Source organism: Prochlorococcus marinus CUG1415, from assembly GCF_017696015.1.
GTDB classification, from domain to species: domain Bacteria; phylum Cyanobacteriota; class Cyanobacteriia; order PCC-6307; family Cyanobiaceae; genus Prochlorococcus_A; species Prochlorococcus_A marinus_AE.
On record NZ_JAAORL010000002.1, the window covers coordinates 557,724 to 579,577 of the forward strand.

Sequence of the window (21,854 nt, forward strand, 5' to 3'; positions counted from 1 at the left end):
AAAAATTTCGTATTGGATTAATTAATCTATTTTACTTCATTCAAGGGTAATTTTTCATTTTTATTAGAAGTTTTTTCTGGTTTTAACAATGGGAAAGGGATGACATCTCTAATTGATGGACTATTAGTAATTAACATAATAAGTCTATCAATACCTATGCCTAATCCTCCAGTAGGAGGCATACCAATCTCTAATGCATTCAAGAAATCTTCATCTATACAGTGAGCCTCATAATCTCCTTGATCTCTAAGAGATTGCTGTAATTGCATTCTTTCTCTTTGATCTACCGGATCTATCAACTCACTAAACGCATTGGCTAACTCTCGACCAACAATGAATAATTCAAATCTCTGAACCATTTCTTTTTTATTAAGATGAGGTCTAGCTAAAGGAGAAATTTCAACAGGATAATCGATAACAAAAGTAGGTTCTATCAGTTCTGACTCAACTTTTTGCTCAAAGACCTCATTTAAAAGTCTTCCAATAGAATTCACTTTATTAGATAATTCAACATTTATACTTTCAACAGCTTTTTTTGCTGCTTGAAAATCTTCATGGAAACAATCAAAATCAAGCCCTGTATATTTTTTGACTATATCTTTCATAGATATTCTTGCCCAAGGCTTAGAAAAATCAATTTCATTATTTTGATAATTTATAACTAAAGAGCCACATGCATCAGCGACAATATCTTTAATCAGTTGTTCTGTTAAATCCATCATATCGACATAGTTAGAAAAAGCTTGATAAATTTCAACTGAAGTAAATTCTGGATTATGCTTTGTACTTATCCCCTCATTACGGAAGATTCTTCCCAATTCATAAACTTTCTCAAATCCTCCAACAACCATTCTTTTTAAATGTAATTCTGTAGCTATTCTTAGATAAAGCGGAATATCTAATGTATTGTGATGAGTAATAAATGGTCTTGCTTCTGCACCACCAGCTTCAGATTGTAGAATTGGAGTTTCTATCTCTAAAAAATTTCTATTATCTAGCCATTGTCTTATAAAACTTATACATTTTGCTCGTGTTTTAAATACATTTTTAGAGTAAGGATTCACTATTAAATCTAGATAACGTTGCCTATATCTTTTTTCAATATCAGTCAATCCATGCCATTTATCAGGTAAAGGCTGTAATGATTTAGATAACATTTCCCATTTTTCTACTTTAATTGAAAGCTCACCTTTGTTAGTTTTTTTAATAGTTCCGAAAACGCCTATCCAATCACCAATATCTACTATTTCCTTAATATCTTCAAAAGAAAGTAATTTTTGGTTTTCTAAATTGGAATTAATAATCCTTTTATCTAAATAAAGCTGAATCTGTCCTTCTTGATCACTGATTGTGAAAAAGGCAATTTTTCCCATTACCCTTTTTGCCATAACTCTACCCGCAATAGCGACATTAAAATCTTCCTCTTGACCATTTTCTAAATAATCAAATTTTTGAATAAGAAATTTTGTAGTATGGGAAACTTTAAAACTCTCTGCGTAAGAAGCAAATCCTTTACTGACTAGTAAATTAGCTTTTTGTAGACGGGCTTCTCTTATTTCAGACAAAATTTACCTTAATATATTTGTTTTATTTAATAAAAGTATCAGACCAAGGCTTAACTTGCCAAAGATGTTGCTGTTTCGCCAACTCTCTGAGATGCATAACCAATTCCTCGAACAGTTAATATTAATTCTGGATTTCTAGGATCTGGTTCTAATTTACCTCTTAGTCTCGCGACATATACATCTACCACTCTTAAATCTGCAGCTCTCCTAGGAGGATAACCCCATAACTTTTCCAAAATTTCAGCTCTTGGAACAACTTTACCAGGCTCGTCAAATAATAATTCTAAAAGGCTGAATTCAGTATAAGTCAGACTAATTCTTTCTCCTGCTCTAGAAACTTGTCTTCTATTAGTATCAACAACCAAACTTCCAAATTTCATCACTCCTTTACCTGATGGAGCCTCTTTCGTTTCGGTAACCGATACGGTAGGACCCATTCTTCTCAAAATAGTGGCTATCCTAGCTTCTAACTCTTTTGGGCTGAATGGTTTTGATAAATAATCATCAGCTCCTAAATCCAAGCCTGCAACTCTCTCTGAAATCGCCTCTAGTGCGGTTAAAAATATTATTGGCACCACTGATTCAGCCCTAATTCTTCTACAAACAGCAAATCCATCCATTTTTGGGAGCATAACATCAAGAACTATCAAGTCAGGGGAATCTCGGTGAAAAGATTCAAGAGCTTCTTCACCATTAGTGGCCGAATAAACTTGATATCCTGCGAGTTGAAGTCTTGTAACTAATACCTTCAAAACTGCTGGTTCATCATCAACAACTAAAATTCTTGCTTTTGACATAGTTAAATAAGATTTCTAGATCTTTCAAAGCAAAGATCTATTGCATTTAGTTTTAATTCTAACAATTAAAAATATAACATTAAGAACCCTCAAAGAGATATTCTTTAGATTTACAAAAATTTTAAATAATTATAAGAATGTACAATTTTTCAACCACTTTTCACTTCTTTGCGAAATTTATCATGACACTTTTCTCCCTAGAAGATTGAAAGACTCTCAAAAGATGAGAGCAAATTAAGGGAGCAAAAAAACCTGTAAGAAAAACTTCAGCCAAGATATTTTGAACACTAGGGATAAACATTAAAAAAGCAACATCTGAAAAATTTTTATACAAAATCTGTAAAAAATACAAAGTCCCACATATAAAACTTCCAAAACAACAAATTAAACCATACCTAAAATGTCCCACCAAAGTATCACCATGTATTTTAATTCTCCCAAACCAAACTCCACACAAAATTAAACCAGGTATTTGAGTAAAATCACTATCCAGAGTTACAGAATCTAAAATTAAACCTAAAAACAACCCAAATATTAATCCATTAATTGATCCATTAATCATTGACCAAGGCAATAACCAAAATAAAGGCCAATATGGCTGAATACCTAAAAATCCAAGCCAATTTGGATGCCATAAAAAAATAATTGGGATAAAAATAAATAAAATTATAGATAATTTTTTTTTGAAGAATTTTTTCATTAAATTTTTACTTGTAAAATTTGCACCCAATCTATTACATGAGGTTTTGCCAAAAGTAATATTTTTGCCGTTTTTTTTGCTCTAAATGGCTTATCTATAGATTGGACAATACCAACAGGGATATTTGGAGGTAATAAAGTACTAGCAGGTGAAGATGACACAAAATCTCCAACTTTTATATCAGCATCTTTTGAATAAATTATTAAGCTAGGATAATCATCTCCTAAACCAACCAAAAGTCCGTTCACTTGACTTCTATCTACCCATACACCTACTTTACTTTCTGGAGAAGTTAATAATATGACCGACGAAGTCAATAAAGATGTATTGTTTACTCTCCCTAATAATCCCCCTGGGCCAATAACAGTACTCCCAATCACCACTCCATCTTTTGAACCTTTATTTAATATTATTTGTCTCCACCAACTACCTGTTTTTCTTGAAATAACTGCAGCTGAAATAGTATCATTATTAGACGATTCTTGAAGATATAAAATTTCCCGCAATCTTGTATTATCCTTTTTCAAAAGATTTAATTTAATTAAAGATTCTTGTTCTATACTCTCAAGAATAACTTCCTTTTGAAATTGACCAGGCCAAAAAGGCTTTGAAATAAAATAATAAAAATCCTTATAAAGAGAACCTTTTGATATCCTTACAAAAACCAAAAATAAAAAAATTCCAAACAATATCCAATTTTTCTTTTTATGCCACCAACGACTAGTAGAAATTCGTCGGATATTAAACATAATATTAATCTCTAATCGCGTTCCTTATATAGTCTGGAGTATCAACAACTCTTTTAAGTTGTTTAAAATCATCTAAAACCTCTCCACACCCATTAACTACACACAACAGTGGATTTTCTGCTATGTGCGTGAAAATTCCCGTTTCATCACTCACCAAATCGTTAATACCTCTTACTAAAGCTCCTCCTCCTGCAAGCATAATGCCCCTATCAACAATGTCTGCCGCAAGTTCTGGGGGGGTTCGTTCTAAAGTTCTTTTTACAGCTTCAACTATTTTACTAAGTGGATCAGCCATGGCTTCTCTAATTTCTCCTGATGTCAAAGTAACTGACCTTGGTAGACCAGATAAAAGATGTAAACCTCTTACCTCGATAGAAGTTTTATCAAACTCATCATCTGGAAATGCAGAGCCAATTTTGATCTTAATATCTTCTGCAGTTCTCTCTCCAACAACTAAATTGTGAACTTTTTTAAGATACATTGCAATAGCTTCATTGATTTCATCACCAGCTATTCGAACAGATTCACTTAATACAGTTCCGCCCAAACTTAATACAGCAACCTCAGTAGTACCCCCACCAATATCAACAATCATAGTTCCAATTGGCTCAGTTACTGGTAATGATGCTCCTATAGCTGCTGCCACAGGTTCATCAATTAAATGAACTTCTCTAGCTCCAGCCAATCCAGCTTCTCTGACTGCACGTCTCTCAACACTGGTAACTCCACTTGGAATCCCAATAACTATTCTTGGAGCTAATATACCTTTACCTTCGTTACATTTTTGAATAAATGTTTTTATCATTTGCTCTGCCGCGTCAAAATCTGCGATAACCCCATCTCTTAGTGGTCTTACAGCTCTTATATTGCCAGGCGTTCTCCCAAGCATTAATTTAGCTTCTTGACCAACTGCCAATGGGACACCTTCTTCTAAATCCATAGCTACCACCGAAGGCTCTTGTAAAACAACCCCCTTCCCTGATACATGTATCAGAGTATTGGCCGTTCCCAAATCTATACCAATGTCTCTAGAAAATTTAAATCTGTTGAAAATCACGATAAGAAATCTTTTTTATAAATAATATATCTATTTTTTGTTGAGCTCTAACAATTCTCTCATTTAGTTATGAATAGCACGCAATACTATGAGCAAAAACTAAAAATATGAGTAGTATAAAAAAAATATTAGTAATATAAAAAAATTATGGAAATTAACACTATTAACTTAGTTGGTAGAGCCGGTAGAGAACCAGATGTGAGATATTTTGAATCTGGCAGTATTGTAGCGAATTTCACTTTGGCAGTGAACAGAAGAAGTAGAGATGAAGAGCCAGACTGGTTTAATTTAGAAATATGGGGTAAACAAGCACAAATAGCAGCAGATTATGTTAAAAAAGGATCTTTAGTTGGAATTACAGGAAGCTTTAAAATTGATAGTTGGAAAGATAAAAATACTGGTGAAGATAGATACAAACCAGTTGTTAGAGTAGATAGATTAAACTTACTAAGCTCACGAAAAGAGTCTGAAAATAACCAATATTCTAACAACAGTAACTCAAGCGAAATTCCTTTTTAGGCTCTATTTTTTTTAAAAAATCTAATAAGTAGTTTGATAATAAAATATAAAAAAATTACAATTAAAATTGGCTTCACAATATATTTGATTTGATCTAAATAAGTTTCAATTATTGGATAATTTTCACCAAATACATAACCTGCATAAGTAAGTAATGCAACCCATATTAAACTTCCTAATGTAGTCCAAATCAAAAATTTTCTTAATGGCATAAGTTCTATGCCAGCAGGAACAGAAATTAAAGTTCGTATTCCTGGCACTAATCGCCCCCAAAAAACTAAAGAAACACCGTATCTCTCAAACCAATTTTTACTTTTAATTAAGTCATTCGAAGAAATTCCTAAATATTTTCCTTTTGTATCTAGAAAATTTGAAAGTCTTTTTTCGTTTACTAATCTACCTAAATAATACCAAGGTAAAGATCCTAAAATCGTTCCAAGTAAACCCCAAAAAACTAAAATAAAAAAATTTAATTTTTGTTGATAAACGAAAAAACCGCCCAATGGCATTATTATTTCCGAAGGAATTGGAGGTATTATATTTTCTAAAAACATAGCCAAACATATAGTAAGGTACGCAATTGTTGAATTATTTTCAACAGCCAAACTTATGTAGTCAGGAATTGAAGTAAGAAAATTTACAAAAATTAAATTCAAATTTAATATCTATACAGTTCTGGTTTATAAGGTCCTTCAATAGCAACATTAATGTAATCAGCTTGTTCTTTAGTGAGTTTTGTTAATTTTGCACCAATTTTATCTAAATGTAATCTTGCTACCATTTCATCTAAATGTTTTGGTAAAACATAAACTTCTTTCTCATATTGCTCTGACTTATTAAAAAGTTCAATTTGAGCTAAAACTTGATTAGTAAAAGAATTACTCATAACAAAACTTGGATGTCCAGTAGCACAACCTAAGTTGACTAGTCTACCTTCTGCTAAAAGAATAATTTTGTTTCCACTCGGTAAAGTTATGTGATCAACCTGAGGCTTAATATTTTCCCATTGATAATTTTTCAAGGAAGCTACATCAATTTCATTATCGAAATGTCCAATATTGCAAACTATAGCCTCATCCTTCATCTTGACAAGATTATCGTGGGTTATTACCTGATAGTTACCAGTAGCTGTAACAAATATATCTATGTCTTCAACAACATCGTCTAACCTAACCACGCTATAACCTTCCATTGCCGCTTGCAGGGCACAAATTGGATCCACTTCAGCAACTTTTACAATTGCTCCAAGTCCTCTTAATGACTGTGCTGAACCTTTACCTACATCACCAAAACCCATTACTAAAGCAACCTTCCCTGCAATCATTACATCAGTTGCACGTTTAATGCTATCAACTAAAGATTCTCGGCAGCCATATAAATTATCAAATTTGCTTTTAGTTACTGAATCATTAACGTTTATGGCAGGGAAAGGTAAAGCATTTTGTTTCTGCAGTTGATAAAGTCTTGCAACTCCAGTAGTAGTTTCTTCAGTAACACCAATAATATTATTCTTAATTCTAGAGTAGAAGCTACTATCAGTTTGCAACTTAGACTTAATAGAATTGAATAAAGCAACTTCTTCTTCATTACTAGGATTATCTAAAACAGAAAAATCTTTTTCTGCCTTACTACCAAGTATCAACAGACCAGTTGCATCCCCTCCATCATCAAGAATCATATTTGGAAGATCTGAACCCCAGTCAAGAATATAGTGGGTATACTGCCAGTATTCATCAAGAGTCTCACCTTTTTTTGCATATACTGAAATTCCTTGGTCTGCAATAGCGGCTGCCGCATGATCTTGGGTTGAAAAAATATTACATGAAGCCCACCTAACTTTTGCACCAAGATCAACAAGAGTTTCTATTAATACTGCTGTCTGAATTGTCATGTGAAGACTTCCAGCTATTTTTGCACCTTTCAGTGGCTTTTCAGATTGATAATTTGCTCTAAGTGCCATTAATCCTGGCATTTCAGTTTCGGCGATTTTAATTTCTTTACGCCCAAAATCTGATAATGAAATATCAGACACTACAAAATTTGGAGCCGATGTTTTACTAGAATTAGCAATAACCATATCTAATGAATACTTTATCTCTTAAACTATAAATGATTTTCGTATAATTTTGTGTTTGTAGAGAATTTAAAAGAGACTTTACACTTAGGAAAAAAACTCTCACAAAAATTCAATCCCCAATCAATTGTTTTATTACAGGGTCCAATTGGAGCTGGAAAAACTTCATTTGTGCAAGGCATTGCGAAAGGGTTATCTATCTCTGAGGATATTACAAGCCCTACCTTTGCTTTATCTCATCACTATAATTCTGGAAAAATTCCGCTAATTCATCTTGATTTATACAGGTTAGAAAATATTTCGTCAGCAAAAGAAGTGTTTTTTGCTGAGGCAGAAGAAGCAGTAGAAAACGACGCTATTTTGGTTATTGAATGGCCAGAATTAATAGAACCACTTATTGAAAGTTTCTGGAAAATAGAAATTAGTTACGCAAAAAAAAGTGGAAGGAACTACAAAATAAAGGATCCTAAAAATTTCTTAACATTTTCATAATCTGGCTGTTGCTCGATTGCACCTTCACCATAACAAGTTAATAATCCACAAACACTTGCAAACTGAACACAATCTTCGATCTCTAATTTATTTGAAGGATAACCAGAAGAAATTAATTGTGAAATTAAGCCAGCGAGAAAGGCATCCCCTGCACCAGTAGTGTCGACAATTATTTGTGAATCAGGGATTTCATTGGACCCTTGCAATCCATTGATATACCATGCAACAGGGTGTTTTCCATCAGTTATTATTACATCTGGTCTTTTTGACATTTCTTGAGATATTAGGAAAGGATTTTCATGCTCAAAAAACATAGTCGCTTCTTCCTTAGAAAGTTTTAAAACATGAGCATGATTTAAAAATTTTTTAATTAAATTAACTCTAGCTTTTTTACTAATTTCTGATGAGAAACTTGAATAATCCCAAAAGACTTCTCTCCAATTCAAATCAATAATTATTTTGACTTCAAATTTATTGGCCTGTTCTAAAATAAAAAAAATAGTTTCTGCAGAAATTGGAGATGATAGTAAGATGGTTCCCGAAACCAAATATTTAGTTTCTAGAAACAATTTCTCCAAATTTGGAAGTTCTTTTTCAATTAATTTCTTACTAAGAAACTCGTCAGCAAAGGATGAATGAGAGCTTGGTTCAAATCCTGAAAAAAAACGATCTCCAAATTGATCTCTATCTACATTAACCACGCGAGTAGTTGAATCATTATCTAATTGCAAAAAATCTAAATTAACACCCAATGCATTAAATTGCTCAATAAATCTTTTTCCAAAATCATCACTTCCTAAACGCCCAATAAATATTGAATCTATTTTTAATTTTCTTAATGCACAAGCAACATTAGCTGGTGCACCTCCCAAAAAATCTTGAAATCCTTGATTTGACTTATTCCTGATCCTGTCTATTAATGCCTCTCCAATACACACTACCTTTGTCTTTTTCATAAAATGACACCATTTTTCTTACCTAAGAATAATTAATCAAAAACAAATAAATTTTTTTTGAATTAAAGTTTAATTAATAGCTTATTCATAGTGTCTTTTAATAAATCTGAAATTTGGAAATGGAAAAATTGGGAAATTTCATGGTCTGTTTCAAAAAAATCTACTTGCAAAAATAATATAAATATTCTATTAGTACATGGATTTGGAGCATCAAAAAAACATTGGAGACATAATCAAGATTTTCTAGGTAAAGTTTTTAATTGCTACGCAATTGATTTACTAGGATTCGGAGAAAGCAGTCAGCCTAGTGCTTTATTAAATTTCGAACCTTATAAAGAAAACTCAACTCAATATTCATTTGACTTATGGAGTAATCAAATATCAACATTTTGTTCAGAGGTCATAAAATCTCCTGTTTACTTGGTAGGCAACTCAATTGGTGGTGTTATTGCATTGAAAACTGCTGAAATTCTTAAAGATGATTGTAAAGGTCTCATTTTGATTGATTGTGCTCAAAGAACTATGGATGATAAACGCTTGAAACAAAGTGATATTTTAATGAATTTACTAAGGCCCGTATTAAAAACATTAGTCAGACAGAGAATAATTAGTAATACACTTTTTACAAGAGCTGCGAATCGACAAGTTATAAAGAAAATACTTAAAAAAGCTTACCCCTCAGGAAAAAATATCGATGAAGAATTAATTGAAATATTATATAAACCCTCTAAAAGGAAAAACTCTAAAGAAGCATTTCGTGGCTTTATTAACTTGTTTGATGACTATCTTGCTACAGAGCTTTTCGATAAGGTTGATAGTCCAATCCAATTGATTTGGGGAGAAAAAGATCCTTGGGAATCTTTAAGTGAAGCAAAAGAGTGGAAAAAAAAATTTAGGAATATTCAAAGATTAGATATTATTAAAGGTGCAGGCCATTGCCCACATGATGAAGAACCTGAAGAAACAAATAAATTAATATGTGAATTTCTTCAGGAAACAAAATAGGCTTCTACATTATCACTAAGTCTTCTCAAACCTCTTAATCCATCTCGCTCTAGGTTTCGTACTCTGTCCCTACTTATTCCTAGTACCCTACCTATACCAGTAAGAGACATTGGCTCGTCACCATCCATCCCGTATCTCATTCTTAAAACTCTACATTGCAAATCTGGTAATTGATGCAAAAGAGAATGAAGATCGCCTCTCATACAATCCATCTCTATTTGTTCGTCTGGCAGATCCTCACCACCTGCTAGTAAATCTAATAAAACAGTGTCCTCACCATCACCAACCTTTGTCTCAAGACTAACTGGCTGTCCAGCTTTACACATCAAATCTTTTACATCTGCTTCTGGAAGCTCTACATATTTCGCGAGCTCACTTACTGTTGGAGTTCTAGACATTTCTTGACTTAACTCTCTCTGACCTTTTTTCAACTTATTCAACATTTCTGTTATGTGAATTGGTAGCCTTATTGCCCTACTTTTTTCAGCTATTGCTCTAGTAATACCTTGTCTAATCCACCAATATGCATATGTTGAAAATTTATAGCCTCTAGCTGGATCAAATTTTTCTACTCCCCTCACAAGTCCTATCGTTCCCTCTTGGATTAAATCTAATAATTCCATATTTCTTTTAGTATATTTTTTTGCAACACTAACTACCAACCTTAAATTCGCTGCGACCATTCTTTCCTTAGCCCTCTGTCCAGCTCTCAATCTTTTTTTTATTATGGCAGTCGATAAATTTAATTTGTTTGATAAGTCTTCAATACTTGGCTTATCTCCTGTTAATTCAATAATTTCCAATTCTGCTCTTTCAACTTGCATATATTCTTGGACCTGCCTACCAAGAGTAATTTCTTGCTCGTGAGATAATAGTGGAACTCTACCTATATCCCTCAAATAAGATCTAACCAGGTCGACATCGTAACTAGCTTTTAAACTTGCAATTGTCGCTAATTTATTATCACTTAATGTTTCAGAAGACATGAAAGTTGAATGTTGTTTGGTAAACAATACCATTAAGAAATGTAAAGTTAAACAAAAAAATCCACAAATTTACAAAAATGAGAATAAATACCTAGTGAAATTAGATTAATAATGAAGAGCTTAATAGCCATTTTGCAGTATTCAGATAAATAAATACACCTGCAATATCAGTGACAGTTGTTATAAAAGGAGAGGACATTAAGGCTGGGTCCAATCTCATTCTATCGAACAACAAGGGGAGGATGGCTCCTGTTGTAGCAGCTAAAGTCGTTATACATATTAAACTTATTCCTACCGCAGAGGCTATTAAAGGACCTTCTCCTTGCCACCAAGCGAAGGGGAAAACTACTAGCATCATCAAAACACCTAAAATAGCGCCTGATATTGCCTCCTTAACTACTGCCTTTATTGCTCCAAGAGACTTCAATTTTTGAGTACTTAAACCTCTAATCACAACTGTTGAACTTTGAGCGCCAACATTTCCCCCAGTCCCTATAAGCAGTGGAATAAATGCAGCTAATAAAACTATTTCTTTTAATATTTGATCATTCATCGCTATCACTTTTGTCGTTAACCCATTTGCTAATACCAAAATTAACAACCACAAAATCCTTCGCCGAGCTATCGTGAACAAACTACTTTGAAAATAATCATCTTCATCTCCAGGCTGAACTGCCCCGGCTGCATAAATATCTCTTGTAGCTTCTTGCTCTATGACATCAATTAAATCGTCAACCGTTACTATCCCAACAAGTCTTTTTTCTTTGTCAACAACTGGGAGCGCTAAAAAATCGTATCTTTGTATTGCTCTTGCGACCTCTTCTTGATTAGTATTAGTAGATATATTAACTACATCTTTTGTCATTACATCTCCAATCGGCTTAGATGGATCCGCAGTTACAAGGTCTCTCAAAGAGAGAATCCCAGTTAAATGTCTCTCTTTATCAGTAACATATAAGCTGTAAATAGTTTCTGTAAATGGAGCCCTTTTTCTAACTAAAGAGAGAGCTTCAGCTGCTGTCTGCATCTCTTTAAGGTCTATGAATTCAGTTGTCATTAATCTTCCCGCAGTTTCGGGTTCATATCCAAGTAATTCAGCTGTTACTTTTCTTTCACCAGGACTAAGAGCAGACAAAAATTTTCGTACAACTTTTGCAGGTAATTCGTCGAAAAGTTGAACTCTATCATCAGGAGACATTTTCTCAACGATTTCTAAAACTTCTCCTGAACGAAGTCTGTCTAATAAAGTTTGCTGAACTACTGGATCTAAATATTCATAAACCTCAATTGCCTCATTTTTTTTTAACAATCGAAATGCTAATGCCTGCAGTATGAATGGAAGGCTTCCAATAGCATCTGCAATATCAACAGGTTGGGAAGGTTCTAAAAGTAGCTTTGCCTCATCATAATTTCCTGCGACGAGTAATGCTTCAAGTTGAATAGTAATATTGCCTCGACTACTTAAATCTGAAGATAAGGATGTAACCGTTTCAAGATTATTTTCGTTCATAATATATAAACCATTTATCAAAGTAACAACACCATTATATGAAATCTAAGTAATTTTTCTACTGATAAAGAACCCTAAATACATTGTAAATAGATTTAATATAATAATAAAATTAAACCAAAATATAAATTTTATAAAATTTTCTTGATCTAAAATCTTGTACAAAAAAAATATAAATCCGCTAAAGGATGTAAAGCAAGAAAAAAAACCACTTAACATAATTTCTTCCTTCAAGTAACTTAATCTTTTTGCAATCACAAAACCAAAAAAAAATGATCCAATTATTGAAACAATGAAATCATTATTTATCAATAATCTTAAAGAAGTAGCTAAATAACAAGCCAAAAGAATATAAATACAATGTTTTATTTTCATTTAAAAATTTGCATCAAATAATAACCTAAATAAAAGCAGCAAAAGGAAAGTATTATTGCCTCAATATAGTGAAAAAATAAACGCATCAATTTACCCTGTTGTAACAAAACAAATAGTTGATATATAAAAGAAGAAAATGTACTAAAAGATCCTAAAAAACCGGCATAAGATAACAATAATATTTTGTTATGAATAAAATTTAATGCCACTAAAATTCCCAAAAAAAACGATGCTATGAAATTTACTATTGAAGTATTTTGAATGTTAAATCCTAAATTAATTTTTAAATTATTTTGTATAAATATCCTTAGTATCAATCCAAAAGAACTCCCAAATAAAACAATAATTATTGAGTTAATATCCAAACTTACATTTTTATCCAGCCTTTTTTAATTTTATTAGGATCGTCTAGTAACTGATTAGAAGCTAATTCAACTCTAACCCAAAGTTCACTTTCACTGATTCTCCAATTACGTAAAACTGATACAGTTGTGCCTATATCAAGAACTAATAATTCTTTAGCCTGAATTTCAGGAAAAGAATAAAGAGAAGTATTGGAAATCAATATAATTTCTTTTGTATTAATAGGAAACTTATTTTGATTTAAATTTTTCTGAATTCCACCAGCAGGTAATGTAATTGGAGCAATTAATGCAAATGTAATTAAGCAAAGATTCTTAAGAAGATGATTAATCATATATCTAAAGTTGACATATCTAAGTTGCTACTATGCGTTTCAATAAATTCTCTTCTTGGTGCAACTTTATCTCCCATTAAAATATTGAATATTCTGTCAGCCTCGAGCGCATCTTCAATCTCAACCCTTTTCATCATCCGTGTTTGAGGATTCATAGTGGTATCCCACAATTGTTTTGGCATCATCTCACCTAATCCCTTAAATCTCTGAATATTATAATTTGCATTTTCTCCAAAACCTGCAATTGTATCCTTTAATTGATTCTCGTTATAACAGTATTTATGATTCTTACCTCTTTCAACTTTATAAAGGGGTGGACAAGCAATGTATATAAAACCTTTTTCAACAAGTTCTCTTTGATATCTATAAAAAAATGTCAATAATAAAGTTCTTATATGAGCACCATCAACATCAGCATCCGTCATAATTACAACCCTGTGATATCTCAAAGAGCTTTCGTTGAACTCCTCTCCTTTTATACCTAATCCTAAAGCCGTTATTAATGACTGAATTTCTGTATTTTTATAGATTTTAGTATCGTCAGTTTTTTCGATATTAAGAATTTTACCCCTTAGAGGCAAAATGGCCTGGAACTTTCTATCTCTTCCTTGTTTTGCAGAACCCCCTGCAGAATCTCCCTCAACGATATAAATTTCTGATTCTGATGGATCTCTAGAGCTACAATCTGCTAATTTACCAGGTAAAGTAGAACTTTCAAGAACACTTTTTCTTCGGACTAATTCCCTGGCCCTTCTTGCAGCTTCCGCTGCATTAAATGATTGAATTGCTTTTTCAAGAATCAAATCTAAAATTCCAGGATTAAATTCCATATATTTTGTAAGAGCTTCCCCGATAAGAGAATCAACAATTCCTCTTACTTCAGTATTCCCTAATTTTGTTTTTGTTTGTCCTTCAAATTCGGGCTCAGGAACTTTAACTGATAAAACTACAGTCAAGCCTTCTCTAATATTTTCACCAGCTAAATTTTTTTCAATGTCTTTTCTTTTGCCTCTCTTTTTTGCAAGATTATTGAATGTTCTTGTTAAAACTGTCTTTAGTCCTTCAATATGTGTACCTCCATCAATAGTTCTAATATTATTTGCAAAACCTAAAATATTATCTGAATATACATCTGAGCACCACTGCAAAGCTGCTTCCACGTAAACATTTTCTTTTTGTGAGTCAACATAAATTATCTCAGGATGAATAGAATCCTTTTCTGCATTCATGTATTGAACATATTCTTTAATGCCTCCTTCATATAAGTAAATTTCTTCTTTAAAAGAACCATCTGGCAATTCAGTTCTCTCATCTCTAAAAACAATTTTTACACCGCCATTCAGATAAGCTAGTTCTCTTAACCTAGATGAAAGAAGAGCATATTCAAATTCGATTCCTCCAGAAAAAATTGTTTTATCGGGTTTAAAACAAATAGTGGTTCCTTTTTTAAAAGGTTTTATAGACTGTTTTTTAGTATGCAATTCACCCTTCGATAAACCTTTTTCAAATCTTTGGTTAAACTCACTGCCTTCTCTATAAACAGTCACATTCACCCACTCGCTTAAAGCATTAACTACAGATATACCTACTCCATGCAAGCCGCCTGAAACTTTATAACCACCACTTCCGAATTTACCTCCCGCGTGAAGAACAGTCAGTACAGTTTCTAAGGCACTTTTCCCTGTCCTTGGATGAATATCTGTTGGGATACCTCGTCCATTATCAGAGATTAAAGCTGAGCCATCTGATTGTAGAACTATTTCTATATGATCACAATGCCCTGCAAGTGCCTCATCAACTGAATTATCAACCACCTCATATACTAAATGATGCAAACCTCTAGGACCTGTAGAACCTATATACATCCCAGGCCGTTTACGAACTGGCTCTAAACCCTCTAAAACCTGAATCTGTTCCGCACCATAATCATTTGAGATTTTATTAGATCTTTTGTCCTCACTCATTTAATATAAAAAAAAAACATTACACTTTTAAAATATTATTTTTAAAAGTTCTTTCATTAAACTTACCATCGCAATAAGAGAAAGGCTCGAAGTCTATGAAAAATTTAATCACTTTAATTATATAGCTAATAGATTTTTCTTCAGAAATTAATATGTCTTCTTATCAGCCTCATGTAATAGTTTTAATTGGAGCCACAGCAAGTGGCAAAACAGAATTAGCCATTGAAATTGCAGAATATTTTAAAACTCGTATACATAATATAGATTCAAGACAAATATACAAGTATATGGATATTGGCACAGCCAAACCATCTGAAAATCAACAAAAAAAAATAAAGCATTTTTTAATAGATATTGCAGAGCCGATCAATCCAATTAATGTAAAACAATTTCAAGAAATTGCTCAAAAATCAATTAAAAGAGAAATTACTCAGAATTATTTACCTTTTCTTGTTGGAGGAAGTGGTTTATATATGAACTCAATAACAAAAGGATTTTTTGTGCCAGATGTTCCTCCGCAAAAGAATTTGAGAGAACAATTAGAAAAACTTGGTCAGCAAGAATGTTGGGAACTATTAAAAAATTGTGATCCAGTATCAACTAAAACAATCAATTTTGCTGATCAAAATAGAACAATAAGAGCTTTAGAAGTCTTTTACGTAACAGGTAAACCTTTATCAACTCAAAAAGTGCAGAATCCTCCTGACTGGAAAATATTAGAACTTGGATTAGATAGAGATAATTTAAAAGAGAGAATTTTGCAAAGAACAAAAAATATGTTTCTAGCAGGCATTGTTGAAGAAACAAAGCACTTAATTTCTCAATATGGATCTGATTTGGCGATATTACAAACCATTGGTTACCGTGAAGCAAGGGATGTCTTAAATAAGCATTTAACTATTGATAAGGCGATTGAGTTAACTACTACAAAAACTATCCAATTTGCCAAAAGACAAAAAACATGGTTTCGTAATAAAAATAATCCTATTTGGCTTAATAACAAAAACCTGCTAAAAGATGCAATAATTAAGATAGAGTCTTTTTTAGGCTAACTTTATAAAATATATAGATTTTGTTCATCATCCAATCAATTTTTAACTAAACTGAATGCCACCACGCCCACGCTTTGACCGCCGCGCTCCTGTTAGAGAGCTCCCAAATATTAATGAAAGAATAAAATACCCTCAATTGAGAGTCGTTGATTCAGATGGAAAACAATTAGGTGTTATAGATAGATTAAAAGCATTAGAAATAGCTTCTCAAAGAGAACTTGATTTAGTTTTGGTAAGCGAAAAAGCAAATCCTCCAGTTTGTAGAATCATGGACTATGGGAAATATAAATTTGAACAAGAAAAGAAAGCAAAAGAAGCAAGAAAAAAATCTCATCAAACAGAAGTTAAAGAAGTAAAAATGAGGTACAAAATTGACAAACATGATTATGACGTACGCATAGGCCAAGCTACTAAATTTTTAAAATCGGGAGATAAAGTAAAATGCACTGTGATTTTTAGGGGTAGAGAAATTCAACACTCAAATTTAGCTGAAACACTTCTTTTAAAAATGGCTAATGATTTAGAAGAGCAATCAGAAGTACAACAAAAGCCAAAAAGAGAAGGTAGAAATATGATTATGTTTTTAAGTCCTAGAAAAACTCCTCTTATAAAAAAGGATGAAGAATGAAAAAAAGTGATCGAAAAAATATGACGAATGTTAAACTGTCACTAGGGATAAAAATTAATTAGAAAGGATTTTTCAAAAGTGAGATTCAATATTCAACAAGAAAGTGATATCCCAGCCTCAACACAACTATATAATCAAATTTGCTTTGCAATAGCAGCGAGGCATTATCCTCCAGGTCACAGACTTCCAAGCACGAGACAACTTGCAATGCAGACTGGACTGCACCGAAATACTATAAGCAAAGTTTACAGACAACTTGAAATAGATGGGGTTGTTGAAGCGATAGCTGGATCTGGAATCTATGTAAGAGATAATCTTACTAAAAGAGAATTTAAAAAATCAGTTTATTCAAAAGACAAAATAAATAAACAACCAGATCAAGAGGCAAAGAAGGCTATTGATAACTTTATGAATCTTGGCTGCACCTTACAAGAAACAAGAGAAATTTTAACTAATGAAATTGATTGGCGTATTAAATGTGGAGCAAGAATTATAGTCAGCACTCCTAGAGAAGATATAGGCGCTTCTATGCTAATAGCAGAAGACCTCTCTCCAAAAGTTAATGTCCCAGTAGAAGTTGTTCCAATGGAAGAATTAGAAAAAGTTTTGAGCAATTCAAATAATGGTACGATCGTCACAAGCAGATATTTTTTACAGCCTCTAGAAAAGGTTGCCAAACAACATGGAGTACGTGCTATTGCAGTTGACTTGAGCGACTTTCAAAAAGAATTGAAAATTATTAAAGAATTAAATACTGGAAATTGCGTAGGGATTGTTAGCATTAGTCCTGGGTTATTGAGGGCAGCAGAAATTATCATACACAGCATGCGAGGTAGTGAATTAATGCTTATGACCGCAATCTCAGATAATAACAGTAGATTACTTTCACTTTTAAAGGCTTCAAACCACATAGTGTGTGATGGGCCTAGTTTATCAGTTGTAGAAAACACCTTATTAAAAAATCGGTCTCAGCTAATGAGATTACCTCACATAATATGCGCTAAAAATTATTTGAGTATTGAAACAATAAATCAATTAAAAAAAGAAATTGGAGTTATTAATTAGACCATGGTGTTGAGAACTTTTAAATCAGATATAGAAATTATCAAAGAAAGAGATCCTGCTGCGAGAGGAATATTAGAGATTTTTCTTTGCTACCCAGGCTTTCAATCAATTGTTATTCATAGGTTTACTCATAAATTATGGAAATTAAAAATTCCTGTAATACCCCGCTTTTTCAGTCATCTTAATAGGCTATTAACAGGAATTGAAATCCATCCTGGAGCCAAAATTGGTAAAAGGGTTTTCATAGATCATGGAATGGGAGTTGTCATTGGTGAAACAGCTGAAATAGGCAATAATTGTCTGCTTTATCAAGGAGTAACATTAGGAGGCACTGGTAAAAGTCATGGGAAAAGACACCCAACCCTTATGGAAAATGTTGTAGTTGGAGCAGGTGCAAAAGTTCTTGGATCTATCACAGTAGGATCTAATACTCGTATTGGTGCGGGTTCAGTAGTTGTTCGTAATGTCGAAGGGAACAGTACTGTGGTTGGAGTTCCTGGTAGAGTAGTGCATCAAAGTGGTGTCAAAGTAAATCCATTAGCTCACTCTGCCTTACCAGATGCAGAAGCTAATGTGATAAAAAATTTAATGGATAGGATAGACTCCCTGGAAAATGAAATTCTTAAATTACAAAAAACTCTACAATGTCTAGCTAACTCAGAATCTATTGATATTTCTAAACTCGGTGATTCTCAAAATATTAAAGACAAAGAAATTTTTGAATTTCTTGGAGATGATTAAATCTTGATTTAATTTTTGTCATCCTTGTTGGTTTTAGGTTGAAACATAAACATTGAATAAATAACATTTCGTCTCATATTTGTCATCATTTCAAGAAACATATCGTATCCTTCATTTTTATATTCAATTAAAGGATCTTTTTGGCCATAACCTCTCAAGCCAACTGATTCCCTCAAGGAATCCATGGATTGAAGATGTTCTCGCCATAAATTATCAATTTGCTGCAAAATAAAAAATCTTTCAGCTTCCCTCATTAATCCTGAACGAATCTTTTCTATTTGTGATTCCTTTAAATCATAAGCTATTCTTAACTGCTCTTGAAGATAGTTTTTTAACTCTTCTATTGACAACAAATTAATATCATCAGCTTTCAGATCATCTAATAAATATATAAATTCTTTGACTTTAGAAATTAATTGATCAATATTCCATTCTTCTGGAGGGAGATCAGGATTAATATAAGCCTCTACTATTTCACTCATTGTTCTTTCTCCATATCCTATTACTTGCATCTTTAAATCACTTCCTTGCAAGACTCTTAGTCTTTCGCCATAAACTGCTTTTCTTTGATTATTCATTACCTCGTCATATTCAAAAACTTGTTTTCTGATGTCGTAATAATAAGTTTCTACTTTCTTTTGAGCACTTTCTAAAGATCTAGTAAGCATTCCAGATTCTATAGGCATATCTTCATCAACCCTAAATGCATTCATTAGATTTGCCACCCTGTCACCGCCAAAAATCCTTAATAAATTATCTTCTAAAGATAAAAAGAATCTTGTACTTCCAAGATCACCTTGTCTTCCTGCCCTTCCTCTAAGTTGATTATCAACTCTTCTTGATTCATGCCTCTCAGTACCGATGACATGTAAACCGCCAACTTCTCTTACTGTTTGTTCCTCATGAATCAAAACTGCTTCATATTCTTTTTTTACATCTGATAAAGCTCCTCTCAAAAGCTTTATCATATTATCCTCAGTCGGTGCTTTTTCTGCTGCAGTAGCTATCCGATCATCCAACTCCAAGACTGAAAGTTGTCTATCACCCCAATTTTCAACAAGTTTATTGGATAAGATAGAGAGTGTTTTTTCAATTTCTTCATCCAACTTGCAAGGGAAAAGACTAGTTGAAGAATTTGAAACGTTCTTTTTCAAATTCGAGCCCAATTGTGAAGAAAAACCATTCTTAGCTTTTGAAGTTCTTTGTTTAGGAATTGGTGGCTTATGCTCATTGTCTGGCTTTACTAGCAAAGGAATTAAAATTTCTTTTAATTTAAGTCTTGCCATATAGTCACTATTACCTCCAAGAATGATATCTGTACCCCTTCCAGCCATATTAGTAGCAATAGTAACAGCACCTGCTCTTCCAGCCTGAGCAACAATTTCCGCCTCACGTTCAACGTTCTCTGGCTTAGCATTTAACAAATTATGTGGGATTTTTTCTTCAGATAAAAGTGAACTAAGTAACTCACTTTTTTCAACGCTTGTTGTACCAACTAAAACAGGTCTACCTTCTCTATGGATTTTTGCAGTTTCTTTGGCAACGGCTTTCCATTTACCTAACTCTGTCTTAAATACTTGATCAGGCCAATCTTTTCTTTTTCTTATTTGATTGGTTGGTATGACTGTTGATTCTAATTTATAAGTTTTTTCGAATTCAACCTCCTCAGTTTTTGCAGTTCCCGTCATTCCTGCTAGACCGGGATATAAGAGAAAAAAATTCTGATAAGTTATGGATGCTAATGTTTGAGTCTCAGGCTGAATTTTAAGACTCTCTTTTGCTTCTATTGCCTGATGCTGTCCGTCACTCCAACGCCTTCCTGGCATCACCCTACCAGTAAATTCATCAACTATAACAGCCTCATCATTTTTAATAATATAATTTACATCTTTAATAAATAATTCTTTAGCTTTTAAAGCATTAGTTATATAATGCGCCCAAGGATCTTGAGGATTATATAAATCACTAACTCCCAAATAATCTTCACATTTAGCAAAACCCTGATCAGTTAATATGCAACTTCTCTGCTTTTCATCAACTTCATAATCTCCTTCTGGATCAATACCATCTTTACTTAATTCTTTTGCTTTGACTAATGCCAAAGCTAATTCTGAAGCCTTTTGATATTTTTCTTGAGGTCTTTCAACTTGGCCAGATATAATTAGAGGTGTTCTTGCTTCATCAATTAATATTGAATCAACCTCGTCAATAACACAGTAATTGAATTGTCTTTGCACTACCTCCACAATATCAGTAGACATATTATCTCTTAAATAATCAAATCCTAATTCCGAATTTGTGGCATAAGTTATATCACAGTCGTAATTTTTCTTTCTCTCAACTGGACTCATATCTTGCTGAATCAAACCAACCGATAAACCTAAAAAACGATGAACTTGTCCCATCCACTCGGCATCTCTTCTAGCTAAATAATCATTAACGGTAACTACATGAACCCCTTTTCCAGTTAAAGCATTTAAATAACAAGGTAATGTTGCAACAAGAGTTTTTCCTTCTCCAGTCTTCATCTCGGCAATTTGACACTCATGTAAAACCATTCCGCCTATTAACTGAACATCAAAATGTCTCATATCAAGCACACGTTTACTCGCTTCTCTAACAATTGCAAAGGCTTTTGGAAGACATTCTTCTAAGAGTTCCTTTTGTTTTTTAATATCTAATTCTGATGAGATCTTTGATTTCAGATGATGAGTTTGTTGTCTCAAATCATCATCGGTTAAGTTAGAAATTTCTTCTTCTAAAAAATTTATCTCTTCCACTATTGGTTGATAGCGCTTTAACTTTCGTGTATTCGGGTCTCCCAACAAAAGTTTTAGCATAAGTAAAAGTCCTTAAAATTCATCTTATTACAAACATTATAAATTAGTGCGATACAACAGAATGAATAAAAATCATATCTCT

The 21,854-nt window shown here is 32.8% G+C and carries 21 protein-coding genes; 7 read left to right on the top strand and 14 right to left on the bottom strand.

All coding sequences use genetic code 11. The features are described from left to right. Positions 1–26: 26 nt before the first annotated feature. The 5 genes from lysS to HA143_RS09220 all read right to left on the bottom strand — a co-directional run bounded on the left by lysS (position 27) and on the right by HA143_RS09220 (position 4,868). Entirely contained in the window at positions 27–1,565 is a 1,539-nt protein-coding gene (lysS, locus tag HA143_RS09200; RefSeq protein WP_209086387.1) for a lysine--tRNA ligase, read from the bottom strand. 50 nt (positions 1,566–1,615) lie between these two features. Continuing rightward, positions 1,616–2,362: a response regulator transcription factor RpaB gene (rpaB, locus tag HA143_RS09205; protein WP_209086389.1), complete on the bottom strand. Its 747-nt coding sequence runs from the start codon at positions 2,360–2,362 to the stop codon at positions 1,616–1,618. Between the two features lie 160 nt (positions 2,363–2,522). Then, a complete protein-coding gene (locus HA143_RS09210) occupies positions 2,523–3,062 on the bottom strand; it encodes a hypothetical protein (RefSeq protein WP_209086391.1) in 540 nt (179 codons plus the stop codon). After that, the gene (mreC, locus tag HA143_RS09215; RefSeq protein ID WP_209086393.1) at positions 3,062–3,811 is read right to left on the bottom strand and encodes a rod shape-determining protein MreC; all 750 of its coding nucleotides are present in this window, start codon (positions 3,809–3,811) and stop codon (positions 3,062–3,064) included. The genes HA143_RS09210 and mreC overlap by 1 nt, the downstream gene beginning before the upstream one ends. A 4-nt stretch (positions 3,812–3,815) precedes the next feature. Next, positions 3,816–4,868, bottom strand: a complete 1,053-nt coding sequence (locus tag HA143_RS09220; RefSeq protein ID WP_348534782.1) for a rod shape-determining protein — start codon at positions 4,866–4,868, stop codon at positions 3,816–3,818. Between the two features lie 147 nt (positions 4,869–5,015). On the opposite strand from HA143_RS09220, the gene HA143_RS09225 reads away from it, so the two are divergent. Then, positions 5,016–5,387: a single-stranded DNA-binding protein gene (locus HA143_RS09225; protein WP_209086395.1), complete on the top strand. Its 372-nt coding sequence runs from the start codon at positions 5,016–5,018 to the stop codon at positions 5,385–5,387. Here HA143_RS09225 and HA143_RS09230 read toward each other — a convergent pair. Continuing rightward, positions 5,384–6,043, bottom strand: a complete 660-nt coding sequence (locus tag HA143_RS09230) for a DedA family protein (protein ID WP_209086397.1) — start codon at positions 6,041–6,043, stop codon at positions 5,384–5,386. The two genes, HA143_RS09225 and HA143_RS09230, sit on opposite strands and share 4 nt — an antisense overlap. A gap of 2 nt (positions 6,044–6,045) precedes the next feature. Beyond that, positions 6,046–7,464 carry an adenosylhomocysteinase gene (ahcY, locus tag HA143_RS09235; RefSeq protein ID WP_209086398.1) on the bottom strand — a complete coding sequence of 473 codons (1,419 nt, stop codon included), beginning with the start codon at positions 7,462–7,464 and terminating at the stop codon, positions 6,046–6,048. Positions 7,465–7,515: 51 nt separating this feature from the next. Between ahcY and tsaE the strand changes: the two genes are divergently transcribed. Then, a complete protein-coding gene (gene tsaE, locus HA143_RS09240; protein WP_209086400.1) occupies positions 7,516–7,953 on the top strand; it encodes a tRNA (adenosine(37)-N6)-threonylcarbamoyltransferase complex ATPase subunit type 1 TsaE in 438 nt (145 codons plus the stop codon). Here the strand turns inward: tsaE and HA143_RS09245 are convergent. After that, positions 7,911–8,909 (bottom strand): carbohydrate kinase family protein, encoded by a 999-nt coding sequence (locus HA143_RS09245; RefSeq protein ID WP_209086402.1) that lies wholly within the window; start codon positions 8,907–8,909, stop codon positions 7,911–7,913. The genes tsaE and HA143_RS09245 overlap by 43 nt on opposite strands. A gap of 90 nt (positions 8,910–8,999) precedes the next feature. Between HA143_RS09245 and HA143_RS09250 the strand changes: the two genes are divergently transcribed. Further along, positions 9,000–9,914 (top strand): alpha/beta fold hydrolase, encoded by a 915-nt coding sequence (locus HA143_RS09250; protein ID WP_209086404.1) that lies wholly within the window; start codon positions 9,000–9,002, stop codon positions 9,912–9,914. Here the strand turns inward: HA143_RS09250 and HA143_RS09255 are convergent. The 5 genes from HA143_RS09255 to gyrB form a co-directional block, all read right to left on the bottom strand. Then, positions 9,899–10,900, bottom strand: a complete 1,002-nt coding sequence (locus HA143_RS09255) for an RpoD/SigA family RNA polymerase sigma factor (protein ID WP_209086406.1) — start codon at positions 10,898–10,900, stop codon at positions 9,899–9,901. The two genes, HA143_RS09250 and HA143_RS09255, sit on opposite strands and share 16 nt — an antisense overlap. Positions 10,901–11,000: 100 nt before the next feature. Further along, positions 11,001–12,410 (bottom strand): magnesium transporter, encoded by a 1,410-nt coding sequence (gene mgtE / locus HA143_RS09260; RefSeq protein WP_209086408.1) that lies wholly within the window; start codon positions 12,408–12,410, stop codon positions 11,001–11,003. Between the two features lie 371 nt (positions 12,411–12,781). After that, positions 12,782–13,150, bottom strand: coding sequence for a fluoride efflux transporter FluC (locus tag HA143_RS09265; RefSeq protein ID WP_209086411.1), 369 nt, complete (start codon positions 13,148–13,150; stop codon positions 12,782–12,784). A gap of 2 nt (positions 13,151–13,152) precedes the next feature. Continuing rightward, complete coding sequence (locus tag HA143_RS09270) at positions 13,153–13,482, bottom strand: hypothetical protein (RefSeq protein ID WP_209086413.1); 330 nt, start codon at positions 13,480–13,482, stop codon at positions 13,153–13,155. Beyond that, positions 13,479–15,446 (bottom strand): DNA topoisomerase (ATP-hydrolyzing) subunit B, encoded by a 1,968-nt coding sequence (gyrB, locus tag HA143_RS09275; protein WP_209086416.1) that lies wholly within the window; start codon positions 15,444–15,446, stop codon positions 13,479–13,481. The genes HA143_RS09270 and gyrB overlap by 4 nt, the downstream gene beginning before the upstream one ends. Before the next feature lie 152 nt (positions 15,447–15,598). Here gyrB and miaA point away from each other — a divergent pair, with 152 nt between their 5' ends. The 4 genes from miaA (at position 15,599) to cysE (ending at position 18,932) form a co-directional block, all read left to right on the top strand. Beyond that, the gene (miaA, locus tag HA143_RS09280) at positions 15,599–16,498 is read left to right on the top strand and encodes a tRNA (adenosine(37)-N6)-dimethylallyltransferase MiaA (RefSeq protein WP_209086418.1); all 900 of its coding nucleotides are present in this window, start codon (positions 15,599–15,601) and stop codon (positions 16,496–16,498) included. A 55-nt stretch (positions 16,499–16,553) separates the two neighbouring features. Next, a complete protein-coding gene (infC, locus tag HA143_RS09285) occupies positions 16,554–17,126 on the top strand; it encodes a translation initiation factor IF-3 (protein WP_209086420.1) in 573 nt (190 codons plus the stop codon). A gap of 78 nt (positions 17,127–17,204) precedes the next feature. Next, positions 17,205–18,191, top strand: a complete 987-nt coding sequence (locus HA143_RS09290; protein WP_209086422.1) for a GntR family transcriptional regulator — start codon at positions 17,205–17,207, stop codon at positions 18,189–18,191. Positions 18,192–18,197: 6 nt separating this feature from the next. Next, positions 18,198–18,932 carry a serine O-acetyltransferase gene (gene cysE, locus HA143_RS09295; protein WP_209086650.1) on the top strand — a complete coding sequence of 245 codons (735 nt, stop codon included), beginning with the start codon at positions 18,198–18,200 and terminating at the stop codon, positions 18,930–18,932. Between the two features lie 8 nt (positions 18,933–18,940). Here the strand turns inward: cysE and secA are convergent, their stop codons facing one another. Then, positions 18,941–21,772 carry a preprotein translocase subunit SecA gene (secA, locus tag HA143_RS09300; protein ID WP_209086424.1) on the bottom strand — a complete coding sequence of 944 codons (2,832 nt, stop codon included), beginning with the start codon at positions 21,770–21,772 and terminating at the stop codon, positions 18,941–18,943. Between the last annotated feature and the right edge of the window lie 82 nt (positions 21,773–21,854).